This window comes from Amycolatopsis sp. NPDC003731, assembly GCF_053586895.1.
In genome coordinates, this window is sequence record NZ_JBSFNC010000176.1 from 1 (window position 1) to 16,906 (window position 16,906).

General features: G+C 71.2%; 15 protein-coding genes. 6 read left to right on the top strand and 9 right to left on the bottom strand.

Annotated features, from left to right (window positions below; translation table 11 throughout):
- Together ACWDN5_RS41135 and ACWDN5_RS41140 are read right to left on the bottom strand one after the other, a co-directional pair.
- Positions 1-727 (bottom strand): CPBP family intramembrane glutamic endopeptidase (locus ACWDN5_RS41135; protein WP_449680083.1); only part of this gene is annotated, 727 nt, incomplete at its 3' end.
- A gap of 121 nt (positions 728-848) precedes the next feature.
- On the bottom strand, positions 849-1,430 hold the full coding sequence (locus tag ACWDN5_RS41140) for a TetR/AcrR family transcriptional regulator (protein WP_449680084.1): 582 nt from the start codon (positions 1,428-1,430) through the stop codon (positions 849-851).
- 108 nt (positions 1,431-1,538) lie between these two features.
- On the opposite strand from ACWDN5_RS41140, the gene ACWDN5_RS41145 reads away from it, so the two are divergent.
- Together ACWDN5_RS41145 and ACWDN5_RS41150 are read left to right on the top strand one after the other, a co-directional pair.
- Positions 1,539-3,101 carry a GMC oxidoreductase gene (locus ACWDN5_RS41145; RefSeq protein WP_449680085.1) on the top strand — a complete coding sequence of 521 codons (1,563 nt, stop codon included), beginning with the start codon at positions 1,539-1,541 and terminating at the stop codon, positions 3,099-3,101.
- Between the two features lie 29 nt (positions 3,102-3,130).
- Positions 3,131-4,309 carry a lipase family protein gene (locus ACWDN5_RS41150; RefSeq protein ID WP_449680086.1) on the top strand — a complete coding sequence of 393 codons (1,179 nt, stop codon included), beginning with the start codon at positions 3,131-3,133 and terminating at the stop codon, positions 4,307-4,309.
- A 37-nt stretch (positions 4,310-4,346) separates the two neighbouring features.
- Here ACWDN5_RS41150 and ACWDN5_RS41155 read toward each other — a convergent pair whose 3' ends face one another.
- Complete coding sequence (locus ACWDN5_RS41155) at positions 4,347-5,321, bottom strand: amidohydrolase family protein (protein WP_449680087.1); 975 nt, start codon at positions 5,319-5,321, stop codon at positions 4,347-4,349.
- 140 nt (positions 5,322-5,461) lie between these two features.
- Here ACWDN5_RS41155 and ACWDN5_RS41160 point away from each other — a divergent pair, with 140 nt between their 5' ends.
- A complete protein-coding gene (locus ACWDN5_RS41160; RefSeq protein ID WP_449680088.1) occupies positions 5,462-5,899 on the top strand; it encodes a MarR family winged helix-turn-helix transcriptional regulator in 438 nt (145 codons plus the stop codon).
- Positions 5,900-6,076: 177 nt separating this feature from the next.
- Positions 6,077-6,526 (top strand): SRPBCC family protein, encoded by a 450-nt coding sequence (locus ACWDN5_RS41165; protein WP_449680095.1) that lies wholly within the window; start codon positions 6,077-6,079, stop codon positions 6,524-6,526.
- A 55-nt stretch (positions 6,527-6,581) separates the two neighbouring features.
- Here the strand turns inward: ACWDN5_RS41165 and ACWDN5_RS41170 are convergent, their stop codons facing one another.
- From ACWDN5_RS41170 to ACWDN5_RS41190, 5 genes are all read right to left on the bottom strand, one after another.
- Positions 6,582-6,896: an alpha/beta fold hydrolase gene (locus ACWDN5_RS41170; protein WP_449680089.1), complete on the bottom strand. Its 315-nt coding sequence runs from the start codon at positions 6,894-6,896 to the stop codon at positions 6,582-6,584.
- Between the two features lie 401 nt (positions 6,897-7,297).
- Positions 7,298-7,480 (bottom strand): hypothetical protein, encoded by a 183-nt coding sequence (locus tag ACWDN5_RS41175; RefSeq protein ID WP_449680097.1) that lies wholly within the window; start codon positions 7,478-7,480, stop codon positions 7,298-7,300.
- Positions 7,481-7,629: 149 nt separating this feature from the next.
- Entirely contained in the window at positions 7,630-8,532 is a 903-nt protein-coding gene (locus ACWDN5_RS41180; protein WP_449680096.1) for an exo-alpha-sialidase, read from the bottom strand.
- Between the two features lie 461 nt (positions 8,533-8,993).
- Positions 8,994-10,484 carry a KR domain-containing protein gene (locus tag ACWDN5_RS41185; protein ID WP_449680090.1) on the bottom strand — a complete coding sequence of 497 codons (1,491 nt, stop codon included), beginning with the start codon at positions 10,482-10,484 and terminating at the stop codon, positions 8,994-8,996.
- 81 nt (positions 10,485-10,565) lie between these two features.
- Entirely contained in the window at positions 10,566-11,444 is an 879-nt protein-coding gene (locus tag ACWDN5_RS41190) for an alpha/beta fold hydrolase (protein WP_449680091.1), read from the bottom strand.
- A 112-nt stretch (positions 11,445-11,556) separates the two neighbouring features.
- Here ACWDN5_RS41190 and ACWDN5_RS41195 point away from each other — a divergent pair, with 112 nt between their 5' ends.
- On the top strand, positions 11,557-13,524 hold the full coding sequence (locus ACWDN5_RS41195; RefSeq protein WP_449680092.1) for a BTAD domain-containing putative transcriptional regulator: 1,968 nt from the start codon (positions 11,557-11,559) through the stop codon (positions 13,522-13,524).
- On the opposite strand, the gene ACWDN5_RS41200 is transcribed toward ACWDN5_RS41195, so the two are convergent.
- On the bottom strand, positions 13,479-14,777 hold the full coding sequence (locus ACWDN5_RS41200; RefSeq protein ID WP_449680093.1) for an FAD-binding protein: 1,299 nt from the start codon (positions 14,775-14,777) through the stop codon (positions 13,479-13,481). The genes ACWDN5_RS41195 and ACWDN5_RS41200 overlap by 46 nt on opposite strands.
- Before the next feature lie 425 nt (positions 14,778-15,202).
- Here ACWDN5_RS41200 and ACWDN5_RS41205 point away from each other — a divergent pair, with 425 nt between their 5' ends.
- The gene (locus tag ACWDN5_RS41205; protein WP_449680094.1) at positions 15,203-16,801 is read left to right on the top strand and encodes a glycoside hydrolase family 27 protein; all 1,599 of its coding nucleotides are present in this window, start codon (positions 15,203-15,205) and stop codon (positions 16,799-16,801) included.
- Positions 16,802-16,906 lie beyond the last annotated feature (105 nt).

The window sequence follows — 16,906 nt, forward strand, 5'->3', positions numbered from 1 at the left end:
CGAAGGCGTCTCCCGGACCGCGAACCCGCCCGGGTCCTCGTCCAGCGCGGTCTTCCACGCGTCTTCCAGCCCGACGCACAGTTTCGAGGGTGCCCTGAAGGAAATTCCAGGCGAAGTGCAGGCCGATCGGCAGCCACAGCGCCCGCGTGGCGGTGTAGGCGACCGCGAGCATGGTGCCGCCCTCGACCGCGATGGCGAGCGTGCCCCACAGGGTGGCGTTGCCGTTGATGAGGTGCGTCAGGCCGAAGAGCAGCGACGAGACCACGATCGCGACGACGCTGCCCGCGCGCTGTTCGAGGACGCGGTGGAGCACACCGCGGAACAGCAGTTCCTCGGTCACCGCCACGGAAGCCATCGAGCCGGCGACGCCCAGGTAGGCCCAGAACGAGCCGCCGGAGACGTCGGCGTCAGTGAAGACGAACAGGAGGAGCATGGTCGCGAGGAAGGCGGCGGCACCGATGAGCGCCCCGCGCCCGAGGCCACTCCACCGCCCGGCGGCGGCCAGTTCCGCGACCTCGTCCCGGTTTTCGACCAACCGGGTCACCCACCGGTAGGCGAAGACGGCTCCGGCCGCGGCACCGACCCCGACGAGCAGGCGCAGGACCGGCACCCCCGCCACGAGCGCGTCGAGGCCGCGGGCCGCGACCAGCAGCACGGCGGTGGCGACGAGCAGGACGGGGACCCGCAGCCGCAGCAATCGCGACTTTGGCTCGGTGGGGCTGGTCATGGCAATTCCTCTCGCCGCACGTTCCGAAGTGCGGCGAGAGTACGAGCGCGGCGCGGGATGCCGCGTCACTCCGTGACAGACAATCGCAGTAGCTCTCGAGAGGGACAAGCCGTTCGGAAAGCTAGCCCGTGTCCGCGGTGTGGCTGCGTTGGTCGGCGAGGCCGTCGAGGAACACCCGCACCAAGCGCTCCGCCGGCTCCGTCGGCTCCCGCGTCACCAGCCCCGACACCAGCGCTGCCTCGTGCATCTCGAACAGCAGGGCCAGGTCCGCGGGTTCGATGTCCGAACGCACCGTGCCTGCGCGTTGCGCTTCCTCCAAAGCCGGGCGCAGCAGCGAAACCACGGCGTTGGCGTGCTGGCGCTGGCTGCGCTCCGGCAGCTCCCGGAACAGCCGCACGAGCGGGCGGCGCCGGGCCTGCATGGCGAGCATCGAGCGCAGCAGCTCGCGGAACGGCTCGCGGCTGCGCACCTGGTCCTTGAGCGCGGCGAGGTGGTGGGCGGCGACAGCGAGGGCCAGCGCCCCGCGGTCGGGGAAGTGGCGGTAGACGGTCGCGCGGCCGAGGCCGGTACGGCGGGCCACCTCCTCCAGGCCGACGTCGGCATCTTCACTGAACGCCTCGTCGGCCGCCCGGAGGATCGCCTCGCGGTTGCGCTGGGCGTCGACGCGCCGGGGCACGGCCGCGGACGGTCGCACTGCGCGCATGAAACAGCACCCTACTCGCCAGTAGTGAGACGGGCAATCCATTTCATCTCTCGTTTCGGGTTCCTACAGTCACCCACGGTCACTGCCACCGCCCGGAGGAACCCGTCCATGCGCACCCTGAACCGCCGATCCGTCCTGAAGGGCGCCGTGGCCCTCGCGGGCGTCGCCGCGCTCGGCGCGGGCCGCGTGCCGGTCACCCGGGAGGAGCATCGGGTCGTGATCATCGGGTCCGGGTTCGGCGGCGGGGTCACCGCGCTGCGGCTCGCCCAGGCCGGCGTGCCGGTGCTGGTGCTCGAACGCGGCCGGCGCTGGCCGACCGGGCCGAACGCCGAGACCTTCCCGCACGTCACGTCGGCGCCGGACAAGCGGATCTTCTGGCTCGGCTCGGCGCCGACGTTGCCCGGCCTGCCCTCGTTGCCGCCGTTCGAGCGCTATACCGGGCTCCTGGAGCAGGTGAGCGGCCAGGGAATGAACATCATGTGCGCGGCCGGCGTCGGCGGTGGCTCGCTCGTCTACCAGGGCATGACGCTGCAGCCGACGGCCGAGCTGTTCCACGCGTGTTTCCCCGAGCAGCTCGACTACGCGCGGCTGGATGCCGAGTACTACCCGCGCGTCGCCCGGATGCTGGGCATCGCCACCGCCCCGGACGCCCTCGTCGCGAGCAAGCCGTACCAGGTGTCCCGGATCTTCGCCCGCAACGCGCGCAACGCCGGCTACGCCGTCGAGAAGATCCCGATGCCCATCGACTGGGACTACGCGCTGCGCGAACTGAACGGCGAGATGAAACCGTCGTACACCAACGGCGACTGCGGGCTCGGGGTGAACAACGGCGGCAAGCACTCGGTCGACGTCACCTACCTCGCGGCCGCCGAGGCCACCGGCCGCTGCACCGTCGCGAGCCTGCACAACGTCACCGGCGTCGCGCTGGCCGACGACGGCCGGTGGGAGATCCGCGCCGACCGCATCGACACCACCGGGACCGTGCTCGAGCGGAAGGTCCTGACCGCGAAGGCGCTCGTCATGGCGGCCGGGACGGCGAACACGACGCGGCTGCTGATGCGGGCGGGCGCAAAGGGCGACATCCCCGACCTGCCCGACGGGCTGGGCGCCGGCTGGGGCAGCAACGGCGACCGCATCTACACCTGGACGAACCTCGCCGACGACTTCGGCGCCCCGCAGGGCGGCCCGGTCGTCTACGGCAGCAAGGAATGGAACGATCCCGCGACGGCCAACACCGTCATCCAGGCGTCGCTGCCGCCCCTGCCGGACCTGCGGACCACGATGCTCGTCGGGTACGGCATCAGCGAAGGCCGCGGCCGGTTCGTCTACGACGCGGCCAAGGACGACGCCGTCCTGCACTGGCCCTCCGGCGCCGACGCGAAGTTGAGCGCCCGCATCCACGAACGGATCACCCGCATCGCCGGCCCGCTCGGCGTCCTGCTCGACACCACCGCCCTCGTGCCGAGCACCTGGCACCCGCTCGGCGGCGCCGCGATGGGCTCGGTGTGCGACCTGTACGGGCGCGTGCTCGGCCACCGCGGCCTCTACGTGCTCGACGGTGCCTTGATGCCCGGCACCACCGCCGCCTGCAACCCGTCGATGACCATCGCCGCCCTCGCCGAGCGTGCGCTGGACCACCTGATCGCCGAAGACGTCGACCGCGTCTTCTGATCCCGAGTCGGACTCAACGAGGAGTTCCCGTGCGCACGAAGTCCCTCTGGACGGTCCTGCTGGCCGTCGTCGTCACCCTGCTGTCCACGGTGTCCGCGAGCGCCGCGGCCGCCGACCCGCCCCGCGGCCCGGACGGCGACGCCTTCTACACGCCGCCGAGCCCGCTGCCGGAGGGCGCGGACGGCGACGTCGTCTGGTGGCGGCCGCTGCCGGACTCCGGCAGCGCCAAGGGCTACCTGGTGCTGTACCGGTCGCGGTCCGCGACGGACACGCCGATCGCCGTGTCGGGCCGGGTCCTGGTGCCGACGGTGCCGTGGCCGGGCCCGGGCCCCCGCCCGATCGTCTCGGTGGCCAGCGGCACCCGCGGGATCGGCGACCGCTGCGCGCCGTCGAGGTTCCAGCCGGACTACGAGAAACCGCTGTTCGTCGACGCCGTGCTGAGCCGCGGCTGGGCCGTCGCGATCACCGACTACGAGGGCCTCGGCACGCCCGGCCTGCACACCTACGTCGTCGGGCGTTCGGAAGGCCACACGGTGATCGACGCCGTCCGGGCGGCCACCCGGCTCCCCGCGGCCGGCCTGGCCGCCGGCGGGCCGGTCGCGTTCTCCGGGTACTCCCAAGGCGGCGGCGGAGCGGCCTGGGCGGGTGAGCTGGCACCGTCGTACGCCCCGGAACTGCACGTCGCCGCGATCACCGCCGGCGGCACACCCGCGGACCTGAACGTGGTGGCCAAAAATCTCGACGGCGGCGTCGGCTTCGGGTTCCTGCTGCTCGCGTCGCTCGGCCTGGACGCGGCGTACCCGGAGCTGAATCTGCGGGACTACCTCACCGACCGCGGCCGGACGCTGTACGCGACCCAGCAGGACGCGTGCGTCGACGCGGTGTTCGGCTACGCCTTCGGCCACATCGCCGACTACACGACGTCGAACCCGCTCACCACCGCGAAGTGGCAGGCCCGGCTGGCCCAGAACGAACTGGGTGCGCACGCGCCGCAGGCGCCGGTCTTCCTGTTCCACGGCAGCCTCGACGAAATCATCCCGCTCTCCCAGGCCCAGACGCTGCGGCGCGAGTACTGTGCGGCCGGCGTCGACCTCATTTGGCGCACCTACGTCGGCGAGCACGTGACGACACTGGCGTTCTCCGCGGGCGATGTCGTGAACTACCTGGCCGACCGGTTCGCGGGCAAACCGGCGAAGTCCACCTGCTGATCGCTCTCGGACCGCGGACGCACGGAGACGGATCGAGTCAGATGTCGAGTCCGAAGAGGGCGGCGGCGTTCGCCGAGGAGAACTTGCGCCGGTCCTCTTCGGACTCGAAGTGCCCGAGGAAGGCGGTGATCTCGTCCCGGGTGGGCTGCTGGAAGGGGTAGTCGGTGGAGAAGATCAGCCGGTCGGCAGTGGTCACCGACAGGACGTGGTGCAGCAGGGCGGGGTTGAACATGCCGGAGTTGGTGATGTGAAAGTTCGACCGGATGTAGTCGGTCAGCGGCCGTTGCAGGTGGGCGACGCGGGAGAGGCTGTTGGCGCGATCCAGCCAGAACAGCAGCATCTCGCCCCAGTGGCCGAGCACGATCTGCAGCTGCGGGTGCCGGTCGAAGGTGCCGCGCAGGATGAGGCGCAGTGCCGCGGTGGCGGTGTCCAGGTGCCAGCCCCACCCGAAGGTGGCCAGGCCGAGTTCGGTCATTTCGTCGAAACCGCGGTAGGAGGCGTCGCGCAGCTTGGACGACGGAATCTGAGGGTGGATGAAGACCGGTTGACCGAGTTCCGCGGCTGCGGCGAAGAAGTCCTCGTAGACGGGATCGTCGAGGAAACGGTCACCGGACCGGCCGTAGACCATGGTGCCGACGTGGCCCAGGCCGGCCGCCCGGGCCAGTTCGTCGGCGACGTGTTCGGGAGCGGCCAAGGGCAAGGTCGACAGCGCCCGGAACCGGGTCGGGTTGCCGTCGACCGCTGCGGCGGCCATGTCGTTGGCCGAGCGGCTGAGCCGAACGGCCTGACCGGGGTCCAGCGGCTGGGTTCCCGGCGGGGTCAGCGCGAGGATCAACACGTCGATGCCTTGGGCGTCCATGGCCGCGATCCGTCCGTCGCCGAGGTCTTCCAGGCGCGGCCCGTGGTCGCCCATCTCGTTGAAGAACAGGGTTTCGTCCGGCTGCGGCGCGGCTTTGAGGGCGGTGGTGAGCTCCGGCATGATCCAGTGCTCTTCGATGGCGATGAGAGTCATGCGAGTCCTTGCGGGGATCGGAGGTCTTACCCGTCAGAGTAGTTATCATTTGATACACAAACCGTATCGACCCGCACTGGAGGTCACAAGGTAGCTGTCGAGTGACAGCTATCACTTGACAGCAAAGTTAGGCTGCCCGGGTGGACGAGGGACGCAGTGCCAAGTTGTTCGAGCTGGCGGATCTGATCTTGGCAGTGGGCCGCCACATCGAGGCAGCCAAGGAAGCCGAAGCCGAGGGCGGGACGCCGCTGGAAGGCGCGGTGATGCGGTTCGTCGACCGCCACCCGGGCACCACGGCCAGGGCGGCGGCCGAAGCGACCCAGCTGATCTCCAGCAACTTCAGCAGAGCGGTACGGGGCCTGGAGAGCAAGGGCCTGCTCCGCCGCGAGGTCGATCCCCACGACGCACGGCGGGTACGCCTCTACTCCACCGACAAGGCGCACCGGAACCTGCAGCAGCTACGCCACATCTGGTCCCGGCTCCTCGACGACGCCGTGACCGAGATCGACGAGGTCGACCCCGTCATCGCCACCCTCCGCCACATCGAAACCCGGCTGGTCACCCGCGCCGGGCGATAGTGACGGTGCACGTAGGTCCGACGATGGCCGAAGCGGCGTGGCCAACCCACGCCTTACCCACGGTGCGGCGGCCGACATTGTGCTCGGATGGGTGATTCTTCCGATTCGGGGTATTCAGCGGCCAGGTCACCGGCCGCGGTGGCCGCTGCCCCGTGGAGAGGACTGGCCTTGGTCGACGTGACGCGCACCTTCACCGTTGCGACTGCGCCGCAGGACGTGCTGGACTACCTCGAGGACTTCGACCACGCCACCGAGTGGGACCCCCGCACGCTGTCGTGCGAGCGCATCGGCGGCGGGGCGATCGAGGTGGGTGCGCGCTGGCACAACGTCTCCAAGATCGCCGGTGTGGAAACCGAGCTGACCTGCGAGCTGATCCGGCTCGAACCCGGCCGCGTCGTGTTCGCCGGGCGCAACGACACCACCGCCACGCGGGACGACATCACCATCACTCCCACCGGCGCGGGCGGCAGCTCCCTGACCTACCACGCCACCATCGACTTCCACGGCGCCACCGAACTCGGCACCCCGATCGCCGAGGTCGTGTTCGAGAAAGTCGGCGCCGAGATCGAACACGCCCTCACCCGCGTTCTCGGCAGTCCAGCACCGGTTCCCGACCCGCAACGGTGATCCGCGCTTCCGCCTTGGCCACCCGGCAGCGCAGCCGAGGCCCGGGAGCCGCCCCCTAGTTTCCCCGGCCGACGAGGTGGGCCGGGTCGGTGCCCCCGTGACCGGCCACATAGGACGCCGGCTCCACCGGCTGGTCGGTGAAGAAGCGGACGGCCAGGTCCGCGACGTCGGCCGCGCGCTCCAGGACCACCCAATGGTCGGCATCCCGGATGCGGACGAACCCGCTGCCCGCGATCGTGGCCGCGAACTCCCGCTGCCGCTCCGGGGAGGTGATCGAGTCGTGCTCCCCGGTGAACACCACCGCCGGCACCCCGGACAGGCCGCCGTCGAAGGCCGGGCCGCTGATCAAGGACCGGCGCAGGTACTCCATCACGTTGGCCGGGCTGGAACAGCACCGACGTCCCCACCGGCACGTTCCAGGGCAACACCCCGACGATGAGCCTGCTCAGCGTCAGCGGCGGCAACCTCAGCATCTACACCCCATCACTGGGCACACCGACGGTCCTGTAAAACAGCGGCGATGGACTGCCCGACGCCAAACCGCTGGCGGCCGGGACGCACACGCACGCGAACTGGGCGTTCAGCGCCGCCGGCACGTACACGGTGACCTTCCGCGTCAGCGGCACGCTGGCGGCCACCGGCGCGACCGTCTCGGCGGACGCGACGTACACGTTCAAGGTCCTGTGTCCCCGCCGGACGCGCCGCCTCGGCACCGGCGCGTCCGGCTCCCGACTTCGGTTCGACGCCGTGCCGACCGTCCTGCGGTTGCCGTCAAACCCTCCTCGTCCCGGCTCGCCGGACCAGGTAGTCGAAACCCGCCGCCAACTGGCTTTCCGGCCGGCACTCGGCCGCCTTCGCCCTGGCCTCCGCCGGGTCGGACCAGGATCGCACCGGCCCGGCGGCCATCGCCGTGAGCTGAGCCGTGCAGGCCCGGACCAGCAGGACCGCGGGCATGACCGCCGCGCCACGGTCCGACCGGCGGCCACCAGCCCGCGGTGCGGCATCAGCGAGGCGGGTGCGTCGCCGAGAGCGGCGGTCAAGCCGAGCATCGAAGCAGGTCGTGCCACCAGAAGAAAGCGCAATCGCCGGAGCAGGCGGTGGCGCTATTGCCGTCGGGGGTCCGGGTTCTCGCAGTCGTCCACCGAGATGATGCCCGCCTCGATCGGCGCGGATTTTCCGTACTGGGCTCCCGTGATGACGAAGACCAGGCCACGGTTCCGAGGGCTCTGGAGACCGTCGAGGGGAAGGGTGAACCGGCTGTACCCAGCCGGCATGGGCGAGGACAGGCGCGTCCACTTCCCGGGGTTGCCGAGGTGGCGGTTGATGAAGAAGTCCTGATTGTCGTTGTCCGTGACGATGATCGTTCCGTCCGGCCCACCCGAGTCCATCCACGACACCACGGGCGCTCCGTTCGGCGCAACGCCGTTCTGGTCGAGGAGCGGGGTGTCCTGGGAGAACCGGAACGACTCCGGGTCCTTCGCGATCCGGTAGTGCACGTGGTAGGTGTAGTGGTCTTGATCGGGGTTGTCCGGGTCGTCGGGCGCCCCGAATTCGTAGGTCATGATCCACCGGCCCCGGTTCAGCCTGGCCACGGTGGTCATGCCCGGTCGTTCGGGGTACGTCGTCCCGGTCGCATCGTCGACCACGGGACCCCACGTGCGCAGGTCCGTGCTGGTCTGGTGGGCGAGCTTCTGACCGAACTCCGGGTCCCGCTGGTCGGAGTAGTAGCAGATCAGCCGGTTGTCGTGCAGCAGCAGGAAAGGCTCCCACACCGGCGTCGCGCCGTTCGTCGTGTCGGGCGGTCCGCCCCGGGCCACCGTGCTCAGGAACCGCCAGGTGCGGCCGCCGTCCGTGCTGGCGTGAAGCTGGATGTTGGTGCTGGTGAAGCTGTCCAGCCAGTTGCAGGCGAAGAGCAACGCGCCCTTGGGCAAGCCCGCGAACGCCCGGGGCAGTTCGTACAGGAACGGATGAAGGGAAAGTCCGGTGGCCTCATCGCCGTTGGGCACAGTGCCCTGCTTCTCCCAGGTACGGCCATCGTCGTCGCTCCGGTAGAGCGGGAAACCCGGACCGCCTCCTCCTTGAAACGTCGCGAGCAGCGTCCGCGACATCCCGGCAGGCCGCCCGGCGATAAGCCGCACGGCCCGGGCGTAGGACGCCCGTCCTCCCGGGTCCGCCACGACAACGGGCCCGAACGGAGTCTCTCCACGCACCTTGCCCGTGTCCGCGAACGCCGGCCCGGCCAGTCCCAACGTCGCCCCGGCGGCAACGCCCGCGCCTGCGCCGAGGAACATCCGACGGGAGAACCGCGAACGGCCGGCGGTCGGATCACCGGCGTGTGATGCGTGGCGATCCTGCACGATTGCCTCCAACGCCTCGCCGGACCACTTCGTCCAGATAATGAACTAAACCTGCCGTCCTGACCACTGTCAAGGACAGGAAACCGTTTCCACGGCGCGAATGGCCGAATTCACGATATGTAATTTTCTTGAGGGGAACGAGCCGGGTTTCGTTCCTGCGCGGTACGCCGCAGATCCAGGAGATGCCGCGCCAGCTCGGTGACGGTGGGCCGGTCGAAGACGACGGTGGCGGGCAGGTCGATGCCCGACAACCCGGCGAGGCGGGTGCGCAGCTCGATCACGGTCAGGGAATCGAACCCGAGCTCCGGGAACGGGCGGTCGTCGTCGATCACGGCGGCGTTCGGGTGCCCCAGGACCGCCGCGACCTCCGCGCGCAGCAGCTTACGCAGCTCCGGCTCGACCGGGTTCTCCGGCCAGCTCGCCCGCGGCGCGGGCAAGCGTGCGGGCGAACGGCCGGTCGGCGGCGCCATCGACACCGTCGGGTCGAACCGGACGGGCACCAGCACCGGTTCGGCCGAGCCGAGCGCGGCGTCGAACAGCGCCAGGCCCTGCTCGGCCGTCAGCCCTTCCACGCCGGACGCGCGCATCCGCCGCCGGGCGGTGGCCGAGATCCGGTCGCCCAGACCGGTGCCCAGCTCCCATAGCCCCCATGCCAGCGACAGCCCGGGCAGCCCCGCCGCGCGGCGGCGGTACGCGACCGCGTCCAGCACCCGGTTCGCGACCGCGTAGTTGGCTTGCCCGGCCTTGCCGAACACGCCGGTGACCGAGGAGAACAGGACGAAGGCCGTCGACGGCAGGTGCCGGGTCACCTCGTCGAGGACCAGCGCCGCGTCCGCCTTGGGGCGCAGCACGACGTCGAGGCGTTCCGGCGTCTGGGCCGACAGCACCCCGTCGTCGACCACGGCCGCGCTGTGCACGACCGCCGTCAACGGCGGCTCGCAGCTGCCGACCAGCCGCGTCACAGTCGCCCGGTCCGCGACGTCGGCCGCGACGATCCGCACGTCCGCGCCGAGGTCCCGTAGCGACGCGAGCAGTTCGCCGGCTCCGGGCGCCGCCGGCCCGCTGCGGCTCACCAGCAGGAGGTGCCGGACGTCGTGCGCGGTGACGAGGTGCCGGGCCACCAGGGCGCCGAGCGCGCCCGTGCCACCGGTGATCCGCAGGACGTGCGGCACGCCGTCGCGGACGGCGATCTGCGGCTCCGTACTGGTCCGGACCGGTTCCGTGGCCGCCGACGGCGGGACCGGAATCCATTGTGGACGGTAGAGCATCGTGTCGGGCGCCGCCATCGGCCGGGTCGTCAGCGATTCGACCACGGCCACCGGGCTCCCGGCTTCGTCGTCCAGCGTGACGCGGACGGAGCCGGAGCCGAGGCGGACGCCGCGGCGCAGGACGAGCTGACCCTCGCCATCGCCGCGCGCACCGGCACCGACGCCGTCGACGACCTGTACCCGCAGGTGGTCGCGGCGGTGGTCGGCACTGTCGAAACGTCGGCCGCCGGTGATCACGGCCGCGAGCTTCCAGCCCAGGTTGATCGCGTCCTGCATCGTGGCATGGGCTTCGTCGGAGACCCACCCCGACCAGGACGAAGGACGAGACGCCACCCGGCAATGGTTCGGCGTCCCGCTCAACGCCTAGGAGGATGGCCCGGGTCTGGGCGCAGCGACCCGCTGATCAAGACGTGCTCAGCGGGTCAGCAGGTCTCGGATCGCGCCCGCGATCTCGTCCGGCGCTTCCTCGGCCATAAAGTGCCCGGCGTTCGTCAGCCGGTGGTCCAGATCCGGCGCCCACGCCTTCCACACGGCGGCGGCGTCGTAGCCCAGCTGCGCGCCCCAGTCCTGCTGGACGACCGTCACCGGCATGGCCAGCTGTGACCCGGCATCCAGGTCGGCCTGATCGTGCCGGAGGTCGATGCCGGCCGAGGCGCGGTAGTCCGCGACGATCGACGGCACCGCCGCCGCGCTCGCCCGGAGGTACTCCGCCCGCACGTCGTCCGGGATCGCGGCCGGGTCGTTGGCCCACGCGTCGAGGAACGAGCCGAAGAAGGCGTCCGCACTGGCCGCGATCATCGTCTCCGGCAAGCCCGGCGGCTGCGCCATCAGGAACAAGTGGTAACCCACCGCCGCCGAGACGCCGTGCAGCACGTTCCACATGTCCAGCGTCGGAACGACGTCGAGGATGCCGAGGTGCGAGACGGTCTCGGGGTGGTCCAAGCCCGCCCGGAAGGCGACCAGGGCGCCCCGGTCGTGCCCGACGAGGGCGAAGCGCTCGTGGCCAAGTGCGGCCGCCAGAGCCACCACGTCGGCGGCCATGGTGCGCTTGGCGTACACCTCCTCGCCGGTGGCCACCGGCTTGGCGCTGGCGCCGTAACCCCGCAGGTCGGGGCAGATCACCGTGTGCTCACCGGCGATCCGCTCGGCGACGTGCCGCCACATCAGGTGCGTCTCGGGGAAGCCGTGCAGCAGGACCACCGGGCTGCCGCTGCCGCCGACCGCGGCCGCCAGCTCGACACCGTCGGTACCGGGCAGGCGGACGTGGTCGAAACCGGGAATGGAGAGTGTCATCGAAGGTCGTCTTTCGGATCGGGAACCTGACCCGGCCGAGCCTGGGCGACGGCGATCAGCAACCGATCAGTGCGCCCGGGCGCCTCCGGCCTCCAGCCCCGATGATGAGGGCATGCGAATCGACGTGCTCGGTGCCGTGCGGGCCTCGGACGACGACGGGCGCCCGGTGAACCTCGGCGGTCCCCGCCACCGCGAGGTGCTCGCCCGCCTCGTCGCCGCCGAAGGACGGCTGGTCACCACCGACACGCTCGTCGACGACCTCTGGACCGAGCCACCGGCACGCGCGGTCGGCGCGCTGCGGACGTTCGTCGCCGCCCTGCGCCGCGCCCTGGAACCCGACCGGTCACCGCGTACCCCGCCGCGGGTGATCGTCACCGAAGGCCCCGGATACGCGCTGCGCCTGCCCCGCGAAAACGTGGACGTCCACCGGTTCGAGGACGCGCTCACCCGGACCCGCCACTCCCCCGGCGCGGTGACCGAACTCAGCGCGGCGCTCGCGGCCTGGCGCGGCCCCGCCTACGCGGACGTGCCGGATTCGCCGTGGGCGCAACGCGAACGCAGCCGGCTGGAGGAACTGCGGCTGGCGGCGCTGGAACTACGCGCCCGCATCCTCCTCGACGCCGGAGAAGGCGCCGACCTCGTCGCCGAACTCGGCGCGCACGTCACCGAACACCCGTGGCGCGAACCGGCCTGGGGACTGCTGGCCCGCGCGCTGCACCACGCGGGCCGCCAGGCCGACGCGCTGTCGACCCTTCGCCGCGCCCGCGCGATGCTCGCGGGCCAGCTCGGCCTCGATCCCGGACCTGACCTGCAACGTCTGGAGGCAGACATCCTGACCGGGCCCGCTCCAGGCACGCCGAACGCGTGGACCGGCCCGGGTGTCCGGCTCGGCCCACGCACCACCGTGGACCTCGCCCGCACGCTCGCGCTGGCCGGCGGCGACGCGCTCATCCACTCGCGGCGCGACCGCCTCGCCGCGATCCACGCCGCCGAACGCACCGGGGACCTGCACCTGACCGCCCGGATCATCGGCGCCTACGACGTTCCCGCCATCTGGAGCCGCGCCGACGACCCCGAACAGTCCCGGGCGGTCGTCACCGCCGCCGAACGCACGCTCACCCGGCTCGGACCCGACGCGCCCGCCGACCTCCGGGCGCGTCTGCTGGCCACGATCGCTGTCGAAAGCCGCACCGCCGACCTGGCCGCAGGCGTGCTGAGCCGCGCCCGGCAGGCCGCGCACCAAGCCGAGGCGCTGGCCCGGGAGCTGGGCGATCCGGCGTTGCTGGCGTTCGCGCTCAACGGCGTGTTCCTGCAGTCCTTCGCCCGCCCCGGCCTCGCGGCGGTACGCGACGGGATCGGTGCCGAGATCCTCGACGTGGCGACCAGGAACGGCCTGCCGAACTTCGCTGTCCTCGGCCGGCTCGTCCGCCTGCAATCCGCTTCGGCCCTCGGTGATCTGGACACCGCGGCCGCGCACGCGACGGCGGCCGAACATCTCGCCGCCACCACCGAGGCTCCTCTCGTCGGCGTCCTCACCGCCTGGTTCCGGGCCCGGGTCACGGCGACCCGCAGCACCGAGCCCGCCGGACCGGCCCCGGCCGCGGCCGCGGCTCAGTACCGTGCCGCGGAGGAGGCCCTTCGCACCGCCGGGATGCCCGGCCTGCACCGTGGCCTGTTCCCGCTCGCCCTCCTGGGACTGCGTCTGCTGCACGACCGTCCCACGCCCACCGACCGGCACCTGGACTGGGGGCCGTATCTGCCCTGGGCATGGCCCCACGTGCTGCTGGGCCAAGGCCGTGCCGAGGAGGCCCGCACCGCCCTGGCCGCGGCGCCGGAGCCACCTCCCGACCACATGCAGGAAGCGATGTGGTGCCTGACCGCCCACGCCGCAGTCCGCCTCGACGAATCCGAAGCCGCGGCGCGGGCCGCGGCGGCCCTGCGGGACGCTCAGGCGGAAGACGCCGGCGCCGGCAGTGGAATGCTGACCCTGGGCCCGGTGGCCCGGTACCTGGCGGACGCGGAGTCCCTCGCTGCTCAGTGCACCGACTGGGGGAACCGCAGCACGAGGTCCGGGTCGTAGCGGCGCGCCACGGCACGCAGCCGGCGCAGGTTGTGCCGGTAGGACGTCTGGGCCCAGTCTTGCTGCAGAGGGTCCAGGTAGTTGATGTACGTGCCGGTGCCGACCAGGCGCGCCAACGCCTTCTGCGCCTGGTCCACCTCATGGGTGACCTGGTCGGGCGGCAGGGTGCCGACGGAGCCGAAGATTTCGATGGACGTCGGTGCGCCGCGGTGCGGATAGGCCGTGTCCGTCGGCGTCTGCCGGTCGATCGCTCCACCGAGCGCGCCCAGGATCAACAGCGCGCTGTCCATGCCGCGCACCGTGTCCGCCACCGTCTGCGGGTCGTGCCACCTGTCCACGATCCGTGACGAAGCGCGGAATGCGTTGCGGGCCGGCTGACCACCGGTCATGATCGCCGTCGCGGTCGGGTAGTCGACCTCGGCGTGTTCGATCGGTGCGTCCACGCCGGTCGCGTCGAGCAGGCGGGCGAGTTCCGCGAGCACCATGCCCTCGCGTCCGACGCCGCAGCCGAGCACGTCCACCGCGCCGTTCGGTGTGGCCACGCAGGAGGTCGACACCTCATCGGGCAGCGCCACGCTCCACGGCTGCCATCCGCCGAGGACGTCTGCCGCCGACCCCGCCGGGAACCGGACGCGGAACACGGTCAGCACCTCGGGCATCGGCGCGGTGGCGAACTCGAATGAGGTGACCACTCCGAAGTTGCCGCCGCCACCGCCGCGCAACGCCCAGAACAGTTCGGACTCGCGGTCTTCCGACGCGGTGACCACCCGGCTGGCCACCGTGACCATCCTGGCGGCACGCAGCCTGTCGCAGACGAGGCCGTACGTGCGCTGCGTCCAGCCGAGTCCGCCGCCGAGAGTGAACCCGGCGATGCCGACGGACTGGCAGTTGCCCAGCGGCAGGCACCGACCGGCGGCGGTGAGCGCCGAGTAGACCTGGCCAAGGCGCGCACCCGCACCGACCACGGCAGTGCCGTCGGACCGCACCTCGACCGCGGACATCCGCGAAAGGTCGACCACCAAGCCGTTGTGCGGTGTGGAGTAGGCGGCGTAGCTGTGCCCACCGCCACGCGCAGCCACGCGGACGCGAGACAGGCGTGCTTCCTCCAGACAGCGCTGCACGTCATGTGGCCGCACGCACCGGGCGATCGCGGCAGGCCGATGGTGGTCGAACAGCGAGTTGAACGGCAGCCGTGCGGTGTCATAGCCGTCATCACCGGGCACCAGGAGTTCGCCGTCCAGGCGAGCGCGCAACCGCTCCCACCGCGATGGGAGCGCGTCCGCGATCCCCTCCCCGCCCACACCCATCGCACCTGAGGCCACCGCCGCGCCCGCCCACCGCAACACGCCTCGCCGCGAAATCGCCACATCGTCTCCGTTCCTCGGTTGTGTGCGCCATTCCAACAAGGCGTTCAGTCAAGGCCAATTCGCGGTTCGGTGCTGTAACTTTCGCATCCGGCGCCGGAACCCCGCTGTTCGCGGACGTCGGCGGAATGCACTCTTGTGAGCGTGAACATCGAATGCCAGACTGGCTTCCGCCTGCGCCGCTGACGGAAGTCGCTGCGTCACAGCCCCGTCGGCGAACAACCGGAACGTCGTACGCACCGAGGAGTGAGATCAGGGTGACCGCAACACGACTTCCCCGCCCTCGCAGGGCGGCCACGCTGTTGGCGGCAGGCGTGCTGCTGTCCGCGATCACGACGGTACTGCCTACGTCGTCGGCGGAGGCGTTGGAGAACGGTGTGGCGCGCACGCCGCCGATGGGGTGGAACTCCTGGAACACGTTCGGCTGCAACATCAACGAGACGTTGATCAGGCAGATGGCCGATACGATGGTCAACTCCGGCATGCGTGCCGCGGGCTACGAGTACGTCGTGGTGGACGACTGCTGGATGAACCCGAACCGGGACTCCGCGGGCAACCTCCAAGGCGACCCGAGCCGGTTCCCCAGCGGCATGAAGGCGCTCGGCGACTACATCCACGGCAAGGGCCTCAAGTTCGGGATCTACCAGGCGCCGTTGGCCGAGACGTGCGCCCAGTACTTCAACTCCTACGCCGGTTCGACCGGGGCGCTGGGCCACGAGGAGCAGGACGCACGCCAGTTCGCGGCCTGGGGCGTGGACTACCTCAAGTACGACTGGTGCTCGCCCAGCGGCACGATCGACGACCAGGTGCGCACCTTCGCCAAGATGCGCGACGCGCTGCGCGCCGCCGGCCGCCCGATCGTCTACAGCATCAACTCCAACAGCATCCACGACAAGACCGGACCCCGCCGCAACTGGGGCGACGTGGCGAACATGTGGCGCACCACCGAGGACATCACCAACAAGTGGGACACCGGGCAGACCAACGGCTACCCGATGGGCATCCAGAACATCGTCAACGTCACCGTGCCCCTGGCGTCCTACGCCAAGCCCGGCGGGTTCAACGACCCGGACATGATGGAAGTCGGGCGCGGCGGCATGAACGACACCGAGATGCGCAGCCACTTCGCCCTGTGGGCCGTCATGGCCTCGCCCCTCATCGCGGGCAACGACCTGCGCAACATGGACGCCGCCACGTCGACCATCCTGAAGAACGCGAACCTCATCGCCATCAACCAGGACGGCCTCGGCCTGCAGGCCAAGCAGATCTCCAACGACGGCACCCGGCGCGTCCTGGCCAAGCAGCTGGCCAACGGCAACGTCGCGGTTGCCCTGTTCAACCAGGGCGGCGGCACGACCACCGTCTCGACCACGGCGAGCGCGATCGGCCTGTCGGGCAGCTCGTTCACGCTGCGCGACGCCTGGACCAACGGCACGACCACCACGTCCGGCGCCATCTCGGCCGGCGTCCCGGCGCACGGCACCGCGGTGTACGTCGTCAGCGGTGGCGGGGGCCCCGCGCCCACGTCGTTCTCCTTGGTGAGCCAGAACTCCGGCCGCTGCCTGGACATCGCCGGCAGCACGCCGACCAACGGCGCCCTGGCACAGATCTGGGACTGCAACAGCCAGACCAACCAGCGCTTCACCACGACCGCGGCCGGCGAGCTGCGCGCCTACGACGGCGCGAAGTGCCTGGACGTCTCCAACCAGGCCACGGCCAACGGCACCGCCGTGACGGTGTGGGACTGCAACGGCCAGGGCAACCAGCAATTCCGCGTCAACTCCGACGGCAGCGTGACGGCGGTGGCGTCGGGCAGGTGCCTGGACGTCAACGGCGGCGCCACCGCCAACGGTACGAAGGTCATCATCTGGGACTGCCACGGCGGCACCAACCAGAGGTGGACCCGCAGCTGATCCCCCGGCGGCGACCAGGCCGGCGTCGGCCTGCTTGACCGGCCCGAGCGAGGTGTGTTCCCCGGACCCGGCCCGCAGGTCGGGGGCGGGCGCGGGAGCGGCCGC